A 13,294-nucleotide genomic window follows, 5' to 3' on the forward strand; every position below is an offset into this window, starting at 1 on the left:
GCTTAAAGTTGTTAGATTTTATGGCAATGTTAAAAATTAGCTACATTACTATTTTTTTTATTTATAAAATAGAGAGTTACTTTGAATACTTTATGTAAATACAGCTTCAATCAATTATTTCATGACGTTTCAAAAAATCAGAAAAAGAAAAGCTCGCATTTCTGCGAGCTTTTTATGTTGGAAAGCTAGTGCTTATTTTTTATTTGAACTGGAGTCACAAATTCAATAAGCCGTCATTGATCTGTCCAACTACTTCGTAGCGTCTTATCGACCTACTGTAGTTTTAATATAGTCAGATGCGCTTTGATCTGCAAGATACAGTAACATTATTGAACGATATCACAGCAATTTTGAAATTGAATATTTTTTTAATTGGTAGATAATAGATAAGTTTGATTGACTATAATTTAATATCTATCAACCTGAAAAAATCTAAATAACACTAAACAAAAACTAGCCAGTAAAAATTATTTTATAAAAATAACCTATAAACCTACCACGCTAGATTACCTATTACATTGATTATCATTAAGATTTATATATCATTAAATCTCTTTTCATAAATCAAAAAGCGATCATGTTGAGTGAATTATATTGGTATTGATAGCCCCCCTTTCCCACTATTTATCTAAACACATTTTCTCGATTTCACTTTTATTGCTGTAATTCAAGCGGTTTTTAAAACACCTACAATATTGTCTAGACTGCGTGTACTTTAAATTTTCAGGAATATGTATACCGAAACATTCCGTCTCAATATGTCCTTTTTGTGATAAAGGAAGCTCTGCTTTACTGAGCAAAATACCAAGACCAAATGCAATAAGCATGGCAAAAAAGATTAAACCTTTATAATGGATGATTTGCTTGACCATGAGTGGCTAAATTTATAGAACATGATGAAGCTAATCCTAGCTTAAACTTTCCTGTTTTTTTATTTATTTTTAAAAACAATTGAATAACAAATAAGGGAGTTAACATGCGCTGATCTTTTAAAGCAAAATAAATATACAGGTCTATCAGCTAAAATTTTTCAACAGCTTATGCAACTTTTGAGCGCGACTCATTTTATTCTATATGATTGCTTAAAAACTTTAATTTTCAAACAAATATAGCACATGGAATAATCATGAAAAATAGAAGCAATGATCATTTTCATTTTAACGTATTATTTTTATTCTCTAAAAGCACTAGAAATATCAAATAAATCTTACGGCTCAGTAAAGTATTTATAAATAGAGAAAATTAATCTCTATTTATTTTTTGCTATGGGTAATTTAGTTGAATATTCAGTATCATGCTTATCTAAATATTCACGAATTAATTGACGAACAACTTGAGATGGCTTTAAATCCTGACGATTACATAATTCTTCAAAAGCTTGTTTTTTATTTGGATCAATCAAAATTGTTAATCTTGCTGTTTTATTTTCCATACCATATTTCCTTAAATTTGTTAGCTATAGAATTGTAATAATATTTACAAGATTTTCAATGAAATTTTTTATCTCACAATAATCTTAGCTTAATGCATGACTTTGAGTTTAAATTATTTATTTTGTTTAATACCTAATTTTATCAATAAATCTATTATAAATTATGGTGAATATTTTTTGAATATTTTGATTTTATAATCAAAAATCACCCAACAGGCTATCACAACAGCGCTGATGCAATAGCCAAAACATTGATGCTTATGAGAAATCTAATTCTTTTTCAAAAACTCTGAGTTCGTGTCGTGCCATCGCTAAATTAGATTTTTGGCGATCTAATACTAGATATAAAAATAAGCTACTGTTTTTATCCAGTGGCCTCAATAAGTGATACTGCTTTCCTAATGTAATTAAAATATCATCAATCGTGTCGCGTAATTTTAACGCTTCTGCCGTTTTCATTTTCGCTTTTAAAACCTCCGTATTTCCAGCGGCAGCAAGTTCCAAATCAATTCCTGTTCCATATGAAGCCAATGATAAGCCACTTGTACTATCAACAAGTGCCGCAGCAGTGAATCCGTCAATTTCTGATAAAGGTGTTAAGTCAATTTTAGCCATTTATATATGCCTTTTATTAAGTAAAAATAATATGAGTCGCTTTTAAAACATCCTCATGTTTAAAAAGTATCATAAAATTATAATATAATATTATTTTATGATAATAATTTGTAACTTTTTTTAATTTAAACAAACAGTTAGATCACTATTACTCTATAATTAAAATATTTTATTTAATCTAAAAAACACTTATTACGTTTAAGTTCTGCATAAAAAACATGAATTTAAGCATAAATAAATCACTTATTTTTTTATAAAAAAATCACATAAAATTAAAACAAAGAATAAAATAATTTAAATACAAATATTTAGACTAAAACTCTAATTTACAGCAAAATTAACAAGAAAATATTTTAAAACTTTATTATTTATTCATATACGATATCTATTAAGGTATTTATTATATTTCTTTTCATTTATATATTTAGCATGACCTGCCATCAACCTTATTTCCATATTAAAAAATAAGATGCTTAAAATATAGACGATGTATGCTATATCATTGTACCCCCTGAGGAACGATCTCTACAATTCCTCTTTCAAACTTGGTTTTTAGACGCCCTCTAGCAGAATATTATTTACAAGATGATTTGATGATTTATTTTAGAATTAACCAAGATCAGAGCATCTTTTTAGTTCTAAACAATGCTTCATCTATAAGGGCAAAGAAATAGAACACCAAACTCTATCAGACTTTAAAAACCTGGTTAACCCATGAATATCAGGTCTTTTTTGTTAAGCCATCAACCAAATTTTATAAAATTCCTGAATATCCGACTCTAAAAACTCATCACAGTCACTGTCGTATACAAATGTTTTTTGTTCTAATAAATATTCAGCTTGATGTTCCATCAAATATTTCTTTAAAAAGTTTTTAAATTCATTGGCACGCTCAGGAAAAATATGCTCTCCATCATAAAAAATCATCATAATTACCTCTATAAAATCACAAAGCCTCGCCTACAGTTTACATAAAAATGCTAATTAACTCAAACTAAACAATATTAAAGTGAAATATATCACGTTATTTTGGTGTTTTATTATCACCAGATTTCATATAGCGTGCTTAACAAGCTATTTATTTTTAAGCTATGAAATTGCCTAAATTATGCTTATTAATTAAAATGCTGAATTGATTCATTCAAGGTTATTTTTTATAATTTTAAAATAAATCAATGATATAAAAATTCAACACACAATAACTCAAATATGCAAATCATTCTTATTCTATTCAATTTTTTTAATATCCTATCAGTAGTGATCTTAATTTTAACGATATTAAAAAGTTGAAATAAGTGTATATTAGGTAAAACACAAGCTAGTCGATAGAGCTAACATGAAATTTGAGATAACAACAGAAATTTTGATCAATGCACCCATTGATATCGTTTGGAAAACCCTAACAAATTTTGAAGATTATAAAAATTGGAATCCGTTTATCATTGATGTTACAGGAGAAATCCATAAAGGTGGCAAAATCAATGTCACCATACAAAATGATGCGACAAGTAAAATGTCTTTTAAAGCAGTTGTACTTGAAAATCAAAAAAATAAACAATTTAGTTGGCGCGGAAAATTATTGGTGAAGGGCGTATTTGATGGGGAACATAAATTTAGATTAGAACAAATAACTCCGGTTCAAACAAGATTGATCCATAGTGAAGCCTTTAGTGGAATTTTAGTAAAACCGTTTCTTAAGAACTTACAGACAAAAACCAAGCCCAGTTTTCAACGAATGAATAATGCGCTTAAAGTAAGATTAGAGAATCAATAGAATTATTCAGCTGACAAATCGGCTTTAAGTAAAACCAGCATCAATTCCTCTCTATACTTGGAATCAATATAGCTTGGTCTCATCTTGCATAAAGCCCCATAAGATTAATAAAACCATCGCAACAACTCATATTTTAGGAGGATCCTATTGGAGATTGAGTTTGACCGTTTAAGCAATGTGAGCAAGTCTGAAATTATTGAATTAAATACAAATGAACGTGTCCTTAAGCAAATGCCTTTAGCCAAGGGCGTTATTTTTGATGAAGATCAATGTAATGCTTGGGTTAATGAAAAAGAAAGCCTATGGATGAACCATGGTTATGGTCCATGGGCATTTATTGTTGATGGCCAATTTGCAGGCTGGGGAGGTTTACAATATGAGCATGGAGATGCTGACTTGGCTTTAGTGCTACACCCTCAATATTGGGGAATGGGTAAACAAATTTTTAATAAAATTATAAACAAGGCATTTAACGAGATGGGCTTTGATTCGATCACAATTTTATTACCGCCAACACGGAAAAAGTTAACAGGGATCTATTCACTCGGATTTAAATTGGATGGTGAGGTCATCATAAGTAATGAACATTTTTTCAGGTATCGACTCAATAAAACGTCTATCGAAAGAACCGAGTAAGTACTACCCTAAAATACTTAGGTGGGGCTTTCTAAAAGCTTCTTAGCATGAATGATCATAAATCAGATAACCTTTCTTCTGACCTTATCACATCAAGTATTGAAATCATGCTGGTTACGATTTCCAAGACACTGCTTATTTTGCTTTGTTGATTTTTTCTTTAGACAAAATGAATAAATCTTCATTTAGATGAGCAAATCTTTCTGCTAACCATTCATGGGTATCATTGAGCGCTTGATTATAAAAATGATGTCCAAATTCATCTACAATAAAATCAAATAAAAACTGTGCTGGAAAGTTTCCAAGGTCTAACTCTAGTTCCTTTAAGGCATATTTTTTCAATGAGCTAATTAATTGTTCACGCGTAAACTCATCAAATGTAATTATTTGCTTCTTAGCCATAGTCTTACTTTCTGAAAATAACAAAGAATCATTACAATACTTATTTAGAATTTATTCAATCTTATCGCGTCTTATTATGTCGTACATCTTGAGTTTTCTCTGGCTATGCTTTAACACCTACGCAACCAATTACAAAAATTACCCAAATAGCAATAAATAAAGTAGTTTTAAGATAAACATAATTTTTAGAATTTTGTAGGAGGCAATAAATTAAAAAATATTCTCAGCATAGTAATAACAGATCAAAAAAAAATTTTTAATAAAAAACTTAAAATAATCTTATAAAGATTTAAAATTATACCAATTTAATAAATTTAGAAATTACTAATACATATAATTTTTTATAAAAGCGATTAAAATCTTTTGGAAACTATTTCAACTCACTTTAAAGTGTTCTCCCTTGAAAGGCCGGATCTTCTTCTACAAAAAACACCTCATCAGTACCAACTAAAGCCCATTGATATGTTCCAAATATTCTGCTTAATTCCTGATTGAATGAATTAAATAGTTTGACTAGATTAAATGACTCATCATATTCTCCCACATATTGTGTAATTGGAAATTGTCGAAATTCTTCATACATTTTATGTACAGTTACTTTTTTAATCATCATTTTAACTCCTAAGTAAATTGAAAGAAGTTCCCTTCTTTCAATTTACACTTAACTCAATAAAAGCCTAGATGCTATTTTTTTTGCTCTGGGGTTTCTTCAACTTTCTTTGGCTGTGCTTGGGATGGATTGCTTTCATTGCTATCAGGTTGTTTATTCTGATCTTTATTTGTCTGTTGCTGCTGAGGCGCTTGTGATTGATTGCCTTGATTAGCATCAGGTTGTTTATTCTGATTGCTACTTGGTTGCTTGGTAAAATTTGACATAGTAATATCTCTTTTTTGTCATTCATATTAATGACTCATTCAAGATGCGCCTTTATTAAATAAATAGATAGTATTAACACGTATCAAGATATATTTACCACAACAACACCATTGGTTTATATCAGTTATTTAAATTATATAATTACATATATATTTTTTAATTCCACATCCAAAAAATTTAAATTCAAAAAATAAAACATATATAAAGAAAATTAATCCACCCCACCTATTTAATCATTAAAATCAATACTTATAATATATCACACTTTACTTATATTAATATTTCTTAGGCTCCTATTGATAGATATACTTATATATTCTTAAAAATATATAGTAAAACCGTTTAATTACTCATACATATTTAAAAGAATAATTTGAACAGCATACCGATAGAATCTACTAACCATTCTTCCTTTTATTCTTCACCCACGCCATTTCTATAAGATTTAAATCAGGGCTGTAAAGTGGTAACCATAATATATGATGCTCATGTTGCTCTAATAATTCTTGAGTATCTGACCTTTTATGAAATGTCACATTATCCATCACAACAATACTCTGCTTCGGCAATTCTAGGTTAAAAAATTCCTTAACCCAAAAATGAAATACATCTGAATTCACTTTGCAATCAAATAGTCCAACTCCAAATAAGCCAATTTGATATATTGCACCAATTGTATTGGTTTGATTCTTAACTATCAATTATATGATCCATAACAAGGTGTTCCCCGTTTAGAGTAGCCATAAGGTCGTTGTTCATGTGATTTAAAGCCACTTTCATCCAGATAAACGATAGGATGCTTGTGCTTTAACTCATCCAGAGTCTTTAAGTATTGTTCTCTGATTTCAGGTTTTGCTTGCGGATGAAGTGAGGTCTTTTTTTTAACGGTAATCCCTAGGCGGCTTAATGTATCGCCAATGGAAGAAACTCCACAGCCAAAACGTGCTGCACGTTCATATTGATAATCATCAGTATATTGTTCAACATCTGCCCTAGAGCGTCATCATCTATTTTTGATGGTCTACGTGGTCAAGCTCTTTTAATCTCTATACTTTTTCCCAACTTAAAATTGTATTCTTATCAATTTCAAATTGAGTGGCAACGGCTCGAATAGAATTTCCTTCCTCAAGTTTAGCTAAAACTTTTCGTCTAAAATGTTCTGAATAAATCATTTATCTAGCATCTTACATTTTTAACAGTTTGACTATAGATGGTTATCCTCCCGTTGGGCGAGGGGTACGCAAAGGTATTTAAACTTTCAAAGCAAAATATGGCAATGAAAGCTTTTTTATAATCAAACACTCATTTTTTCATGTAATTGTATGAATAATTAGATGGTTTGATTATAGTTTTCTTCATCTTTAAAAATTGCTTCAATTGATAAGCCAAATAATTTAGAAATTTTAAATGCCAAAGGCAGACTAGGATCATAACGTTCTTTTTCAATTGCATTAATTGTCTGCCGCGAAACACCCAAATATTCTGCTAATTGCTGCTGAGACCAGCCTTGTTTCGTTCTTAATTCAGATAAGATATTTTTCATCGATAACGCCAGCTCCCAATTGCAATACCAACACCCCACAATGTTGCCATTAAAGGCCATACAAAAAACATAGAAAGATGTGGAAAGCCAACATTTTCAAGAAATCCATAGCTAAATGTAATCAGTGCGGTACCTACGAATGCGAGCGCAAAAGCTTGTAATTGGATATGTTGTTGCATTTCATCTAAGCGAGCTAATTGTCTGAGCACACTCCAGCCCACTAAAATACAGGGAATTATAGGCAATAATGTCACAAAAATTTGTGTTGAATAACGGATATTTTCACTCTTTAAATAATTTAATGAAAAGATAAGTACAACAATATAAAGCAGTATTGATGCACTAAACTCAATCAGAGATCTATATTTTTTCATAAGGCACCTGTGTAAAGTAAACTTTACATAAATTTAGCTCAAATACCACGCAGTGTAAAGCATGCTTTACATGTTATTTTTGTTTTGCCTTAGAGATTGATCTCACAACCCTCTTACAATTGTCATTTTTTCACAGCATTTATCTACTCTTTAATTTTAAATTTCTAAAGCTAACTTATTTAAAAGCATAAAAAAAACCTAGTAAGCATGAAGCAAACTAGGCTATAAACTTTGAATCTCTTTTCGTTGGTAGCGGGAGCTGGATTTGAACCAACGACCTTCGGGTTATGAGCCCGACGAGCTACCAGACTGCTCCATCCCGCATCAACGAAGCACCTTTATACGCCTTAAAGACAAGGAATACAACCTTTATTCTATATATGTTTAAAAGAATTATTGATGGGCATCCAGAACATGCTAAAAGCATTCATTGTTGACTGATTATCGTATGCTCTTTTAACTTCAAAACACAACGGTTTAACCTTTTACTTAAGATTAAAAACCTAATATTTCGATAGCGATCTATTATACTTTTACCCTCATCAAGGCATCTTTAGCTCTTACCCAAATAACAATTTAATTAAACCAGTCATTGATATAGCATTAGAAAGCCCACTAAAAAGTGGGCTTATTTTTTGGAGGCGCATGAATGATGTGTGAGTCGCACAACAATTCAATAAAAAGTATATCAGCCTTTATTTATTAATTAAATTAAACTATGTAACAAAAATTAGCCAAAGCGTGCTGCAATACAATGTTCAAATAAACAGCGAAGATTTGCCTTAGTCTCTATATAAATTTAAGCAATTAAAAAACCACCCGTAGGTGGCTCGATTTAAATCATAGGTTCCAAAATCTTATAAATTTTACCATTCTTGCTGCTTTCAAAAAGCATTTCGAAGTTAGGACGCAAAAGTTCATTTTCAACAATAATATATTTGATACGTTCATGAGTTTTATTTGGATTTATCACAACATCATCTAATGTTGCCTCAACTGCGTAACACTTTCCAAATTGATCCTTTACATTTATGTCGAGTTTATTCATAAAAAACACCTTAAAAATTAAATAAAAAACAGCTAAAACTGTTAACCAAAACATTCAATGATTATTAAATTTATGCTTGTACATCAAACGCAATTCAATATACTGCAAAAACAGTAAATTATTATAAAAATTTTTATTTACTTACATTTTAAGTGCTTATCAAAAAGATTGCTTCTTGATGCTACTCAGGTTTTTTGAGGATCTATTGCTTTTATCTCCTTTAAATCATCAAGATGAAGATCAAAAATGCTTTCAATCATTTTTACTTTGGATTCACTGGTATCCTCAGAAGTTTCAATCAAGTATTTTTTTGTTTGTTGGGTAAATTGAAAATAGTCTTCATAATTCACTGTTCCATTTTTTATCAGAAAACCGACTAAATTTCCGATGAGTAATCTTGTGACATGGTCACCCTCTAAGGTTGCCTCAACCAGCTTCCCAGCTAAAATTAATTTTTTCATCACATTACCATCCTTTGTATCATTTACTTAATTTAACAAATTCATTTTTACTTGTCATATCAATAAAAATAATCCATGCTTAAGTTCGTTCAGATGTACGCTAGCTTTTGGCTTCTATCACTGCAAATGCATCACTATTGATACTTCAGCAATCACACCCATTTACTTGAATACAATTAAACAGTCCCCTCCTTCGGTAGTTGCAAAGCTGTTTTAAAAACCAATTTCCACTCTGGTATGTATGCCAATCATCAACCTCAAAAATGGTTTTATTCTAAACTTGCGCTTATCTGATAAAAAAAGCCCTACATTTCTGTAAGGCTTTACCTTAATTTTGCGCTGACTAAGGATTTTTGTTATTTATTATTAGTAAAATAACAATTTAAATTTACTTTAAAATTAAATTATCGTCAACCCTTTCATTGCCTGTATAAAAAAATACCCACCGATAGAGTAAGTGGGTATATAAACTTGTGATATATGTTTAGATAAACTTAATTTACAGAACATAAGTCTCACTTTCAATACCATTCATCGGCTATTTAATTTCACAAAAATACAAATATAAGAATTTATTCACTCAATGATCGAGACTTCATATGCTCACAGATAAAGCCCTCTATAAAAACAATAAAAAACACCAGCCAATACTACGCACAAAGAAGGACAAAAAATTAAATCGTACATAATTGATTTTAAATATTTTTTAATTAAACCATTTGAAAGTATGGCATAAAACTGAAATATGCTAGATTCTATTTGATGATTCAAATTATTGTAATTTATCAAACACATTGAAAGAAAAAAAAACCTATACATTTATCTCGACTATTTTACTGCGTTTTTATTATTAAAGAACAGATGTATAGTATCCGTGACCATTGGAGAGAGTGGTCTATAGACAATAAAGAAAGGCCCTACTAACCTGCATGATGCGGGTTTCTTTTTTGTTTATTGATCTAGAGATAGGACAGCATCCATACACGATTCAGAATATAAAAGGCTTGATTTATACAGCAATTGATTAGATCTGCTTAATTTTTTGCTGATAGGCGAATGATGGATCTTTTAAATAGGTCCAGTGTTTTAATAAGAATATAGAAAAAGTTATAGAAATAATTGAAATGTATAAATATGAATTAAGATAAAAATTTAGAGTTAAAAAAAAGCACGATATCGTGCTTTTTTTACAACTTACTCTGAATTATAGCGGAGTAATGTTTACAGCGTTAGGACCTTTAGGACCTTGAGTGATACTGAATTCAACTTGTTGACCTTCAGCAAGAGTTTTAAAGCCAGAGTTAGCGATTTCGCTGAAATGAGCAAAAACGTCTGGACCTGATTCTTGTTGAATGAAACCGAAACCTTTAGTTTCGTTGAACCATTTAACTGTACCTTTAACAACATTTGAGTTTGACATAATCAATCCTACTGAGATTTAAAAATTTTAAGTCATTTTATGACTAGTGATAACGTCGAAAATAATAAAGAATTGAACTTAAAATCTGAATAAAACGAAGGATTATGACTAAAACTGCGATACTTAGAGAAGATTTACCAAAACATGACTTTTTTCTAGTTGGCTTTACTTTACAGGAAAAAAATAAATAATCAAGCCTTCTTATACATATTTAACTTTTTTATGGATAAAGAATGGCTTATCTATTTAGAACAGCTCTCATGTGAGAGCTTTCTCAAATAACTTACCTTTTTCGATCATTGATAGAAAGCCAATTAACTTTCTATTTCAGAAGAAAAAAATACCAATGTTCCATACATCAATTTTTCTTATGCTTATTTTAGGGTTACTTTTTAAATGGCCAGCGGAGTTGAGCCAAATATTGGTTGGGTATTTGACTACGCACACCAACTTGATCATCTTTAATTTTTTGATCTTCATAGTAAAAACTCCCAAACAGAATATCCCAAAATATAAACACTTCTCCAAAATTCTTACGACCAAATCCATGTTTATGATGGATGCGATGTACTTCAGCTACAGCAAAAATATATTTGAACGGACCAACACGATAATCAATATTTGCATGTTGAAAAAACAAATGCACGGCCATAAATATCATCCAACACCCTATCAGCACACTTGGAGCACCCAAAAGCGCTAAGATGATCAAACTAGGTCCAGCAAGTACGATTGCACTCAGTGGATGCCTCTTTTCAGCATTTAACCAATATAAACGGCGTGATTGATGGTGAATCGCATGTAATTTCCATAAAAATCGATACTTGTGGCTTAGGTAATGCATGAACCATAGTCCAAAATCAATCATCACAGCAATAATCAATATCTGCCAAAATACCGAAATTTGGTCAGGCCATAACCGTGGAATAAATTGAAAAAGATCAAACCATTCGATAATTTTTGCAACAGAAACAATCAAAAATAAATTAAAAATTGCATGGATGATATCTGTAACAAAATCTTGATGTGTATCCAACCATTTTGCTTGATAAGGCAAATAATACTCAACCCATGCAATCACTACGCCACTTAGCAAGATGAAGAATATTGAACTTGGCCAATACGGAATTTGCTCAGAGACGATGAGCGTAACCATCCATACGGTTAACAGCATATAAAGTGGATAAAATAAATATCGCAGAGATATTTTAACAAAAGCGCTCATTTATAACTCCAATCAACAGAATACGTTTTAGGAGTATGCTGACTGGCTGGATATAAAAATTGAACGAAACCGCTATATCTCCTATAGCTTTTGATCCGACATTAGCAATATTGGCATTTGCTCAATGGATGGAATAAATTTTAATAGTGAAGGTTGAATGCCAAACATTTGTTTGCAGGTTCGACTAAAATGCGCCTGATCAGAAAAATGAGATTGATGAGCCATGCTGGTTAAATTAATATCCTGATCTATGGCTTGAAAGCTTTGTAATAAGCGTAACCATTTCCGATAACTACGATAAGAAATACCAAAATTGTCACTAAACCAATGACTAAAACGACTTTCTGAAAGATTGAATTGTGTGGCGATTTGTTTCACTGTCAAATTCTGTTGATGGTTGAGAATAAGAAATTTTGCAAGACGCTCTTCTCTAACTGACTGAGCTTTGAAATTAGATTCACTGCAATAACTTAAAAGCTTTTGGAAAGATTCAAATGTTTGATTTTGTTCTATAAAACATGCTCTAAGAATCGTCACCAAACTTTCAGGCAATATTGTAATCGACGAGTCTGGTTGTTGGTAAGCTTGTAAATAATGCTGAATGACATCAGCAAGAAAATGTGTTTGATCAATATAGATCGAACAGTAAGTCCCTGGTTGCAAATGATGTAAAGTATTTGCTGCGATATAGACCCCACTACTCCATATACAATAATCATCAGCAATAACTTGAATCCTCTCTCCCTGTTGTTTTGCAAAGCTTAACTGATGTGCGTGATGACGATGTGGAGAGTTATCACCAACAGCTCCCTCAAAATAGCCAATGCCATATCCAATTGCTATTCTGCCCATCCAATATTTAGCAGGTAAGTTATATAGATTAGATTGAGCCATAGAATACTTAAGCTAAAAGTGAAAACTCATTAAATAACACTATTCTACTTATCTTCAAATACCCAGCATAAATAAGCAGATTGATTGAGTGCGCTTTTTATATCTTTGCTATTCTAAAGCGCTTAAATTCAATCCAATAAATTTTAAGCATAAAAAAACCTAGTAAGCATGAAGCAAACTAGGCTATAAACTTTGAATCTTTTTCGTTGGTAGCGGGAGCTGGATTTGAACCAACGACCTTCGGGTTATGAGCCCGACGAGCTACCAGACTGCTCCATCCCGCATCAACTCTGCAAATTCACAGATCATCTCAATTTTTCAACTTAGATGATCTTTAATTAAGTTGCATCTTAATTAAATTGGTAGCGGGAGCTGGATTTGAACCAACGACCTTCGGGTTATGAGCCCGACGAGCTACCAGACTGCTCCATCCCGCATCAACTCTGCAAATTCACAGATCATCTCAATTTTTCAACTTAGATGATCTTTAATTAAGTTGCATCTTAATTAAATTGGTAGCGGGAGCTGGATTTGAACCAACGACCTTCGGGTTATGAGCCCGACGAGCTACCAGACTGCTCCATCCCGCATCA

The 13,294-nt window shown here is 31.2% G+C and carries 16 protein-coding genes, 4 tRNA genes and 1 pseudogene; 2 read left to right on the forward strand and 19 right to left on the reverse strand.

The genetic code is table 11. The annotated features are described in order from the left end of the window. Window positions 1–1,249: 1,249 nt before the first annotated feature. From F981_RS12230 to F981_RS12240, 3 genes are all read right to left on the reverse strand, one after another. The gene (locus F981_RS12230; protein WP_004721967.1) at window positions 1,250–1,432 is read right to left on the reverse strand and encodes a ribbon-helix-helix domain-containing protein; all 183 of its coding nucleotides are present in this window, start codon (window positions 1,430–1,432) and stop codon (window positions 1,250–1,252) included. A 258-nt stretch (window positions 1,433–1,690) separates the two neighbouring features. Beyond that, the gene (locus F981_RS12235) at window positions 1,691–2,047 is read right to left on the reverse strand and encodes a roadblock/LC7 domain-containing protein (RefSeq protein WP_004721968.1); all 357 of its coding nucleotides are present in this window, start codon (window positions 2,045–2,047) and stop codon (window positions 1,691–1,693) included. 735 nt (window positions 2,048–2,782) lie between these two features. Further along, window positions 2,783–2,977, reverse strand: coding sequence for a hypothetical protein (locus F981_RS12240; protein WP_004721972.1), 195 nt, complete (start codon window positions 2,975–2,977; stop codon window positions 2,783–2,785). Between the two features lie 406 nt (window positions 2,978–3,383). Between F981_RS12240 and F981_RS12245 the strand changes: the two genes are divergently transcribed. After that, window positions 3,384–3,821 carry an SRPBCC domain-containing protein gene (locus F981_RS12245; protein ID WP_004721973.1) on the forward strand — a complete coding sequence of 146 codons (438 nt, stop codon included), beginning with the start codon at window positions 3,384–3,386 and terminating at the stop codon, window positions 3,819–3,821. 147 nt (window positions 3,822–3,968) lie between these two features. Further along, window positions 3,969–4,457: a GNAT family N-acetyltransferase gene (locus F981_RS12250; protein WP_004721975.1), complete on the forward strand. Its 489-nt coding sequence runs from the start codon at window positions 3,969–3,971 to the stop codon at window positions 4,455–4,457. Window positions 4,458–4,592: 135 nt separating this feature from the next. Here F981_RS12250 and F981_RS12255 read toward each other — a convergent pair whose 3' ends face one another. The 16 genes and pseudogenes from F981_RS12255 to F981_RS12330 all read right to left on the reverse strand — a co-directional run bounded on the left by F981_RS12255 (window position 4,593) and on the right by F981_RS12330 (window position 13,291). Then, window positions 4,593–4,859 carry a DUF2164 domain-containing protein gene (locus F981_RS12255; RefSeq protein ID WP_004721976.1) on the reverse strand — a complete coding sequence of 89 codons (267 nt, stop codon included), beginning with the start codon at window positions 4,857–4,859 and terminating at the stop codon, window positions 4,593–4,595. Window positions 4,860–5,244: 385 nt separating this feature from the next. Beyond that, on the reverse strand, window positions 5,245–5,472 hold the full coding sequence (locus tag F981_RS12260; protein ID WP_004721977.1) for a hypothetical protein: 228 nt from the start codon (window positions 5,470–5,472) through the stop codon (window positions 5,245–5,247). Window positions 5,473–5,543: 71 nt separating this feature from the next. Continuing rightward, the gene (locus F981_RS12265) at window positions 5,544–5,735 is read right to left on the reverse strand and encodes a hypothetical protein (protein WP_004721980.1); all 192 of its coding nucleotides are present in this window, start codon (window positions 5,733–5,735) and stop codon (window positions 5,544–5,546) included. 399 nt (window positions 5,736–6,134) lie between these two features. After that, complete coding sequence (locus tag F981_RS12270; protein WP_151027087.1) at window positions 6,135–6,437, reverse strand: transposase; 303 nt, start codon at window positions 6,435–6,437, stop codon at window positions 6,135–6,137. A gap of 124 nt (window positions 6,438–6,561) precedes the next feature. Then, a pseudogene (locus F981_RS24385) lies at window positions 6,562–6,908 on the reverse strand (IS630 transposase-related protein). A gap of 158 nt (window positions 6,909–7,066) precedes the next feature. Beyond that, a complete protein-coding gene (locus F981_RS12280) occupies window positions 7,067–7,279 on the reverse strand; it encodes a helix-turn-helix transcriptional regulator (RefSeq protein ID WP_004721981.1) in 213 nt (70 codons plus the stop codon). After that, a complete protein-coding gene (locus tag F981_RS12285; protein WP_004721983.1) occupies window positions 7,276–7,653 on the reverse strand; it encodes a hypothetical protein in 378 nt (125 codons plus the stop codon). Before F981_RS12285 ends, F981_RS12280 begins: the two co-directional genes overlap by 4 nt. Before the next feature lie 247 nt (window positions 7,654–7,900). After that, window positions 7,901–7,977 (reverse strand) — tRNA-Met (locus tag F981_RS12290). Between the two features lie 511 nt (window positions 7,978–8,488). Continuing rightward, window positions 8,489–8,701 carry a hypothetical protein gene (locus F981_RS12295; protein WP_004721987.1) on the reverse strand — a complete coding sequence of 71 codons (213 nt, stop codon included), beginning with the start codon at window positions 8,699–8,701 and terminating at the stop codon, window positions 8,489–8,491. Window positions 8,702–8,886: 185 nt separating this feature from the next. Next, entirely contained in the window at window positions 8,887–9,162 is a 276-nt protein-coding gene (locus F981_RS12300) for a hypothetical protein (protein ID WP_004721989.1), read from the reverse strand. Between the two features lie 1,204 nt (window positions 9,163–10,366). Beyond that, complete coding sequence (locus tag F981_RS12305) at window positions 10,367–10,582, reverse strand: cold-shock protein (RefSeq protein WP_004721990.1); 216 nt, start codon at window positions 10,580–10,582, stop codon at window positions 10,367–10,369. A 385-nt stretch (window positions 10,583–10,967) separates the two neighbouring features. Continuing rightward, window positions 10,968–11,807 (reverse strand): sterol desaturase family protein, encoded by an 840-nt coding sequence (locus F981_RS12310; RefSeq protein ID WP_004721992.1) that lies wholly within the window; start codon window positions 11,805–11,807, stop codon window positions 10,968–10,970. Between the two features lie 81 nt (window positions 11,808–11,888). Beyond that, the gene (locus F981_RS12315) at window positions 11,889–12,701 is read right to left on the reverse strand and encodes a helix-turn-helix domain-containing protein (RefSeq protein ID WP_004721993.1); all 813 of its coding nucleotides are present in this window, start codon (window positions 12,699–12,701) and stop codon (window positions 11,889–11,891) included. A 207-nt stretch (window positions 12,702–12,908) separates the two neighbouring features. Beyond that, window positions 12,909–12,985: transfer RNA gene (locus tag F981_RS12320), tRNA-Met, on the reverse strand. A gap of 76 nt (window positions 12,986–13,061) precedes the next feature. Continuing rightward, window positions 13,062–13,138 (reverse strand) — tRNA-Met (locus tag F981_RS12325). 76 nt (window positions 13,139–13,214) lie between these two features. Continuing rightward, window positions 13,215–13,291 (reverse strand) — tRNA-Met (locus F981_RS12330). Between the last annotated feature and the right edge of the window lie 3 nt (window positions 13,292–13,294).

Origin of the sequence: Acinetobacter guillouiae CIP 63.46 (genome assembly GCF_000368145.1) — a bacterium.
In the GTDB taxonomy this organism is placed as follows: domain Bacteria; phylum Pseudomonadota; class Gammaproteobacteria; order Pseudomonadales; family Moraxellaceae; genus Acinetobacter; species Acinetobacter guillouiae.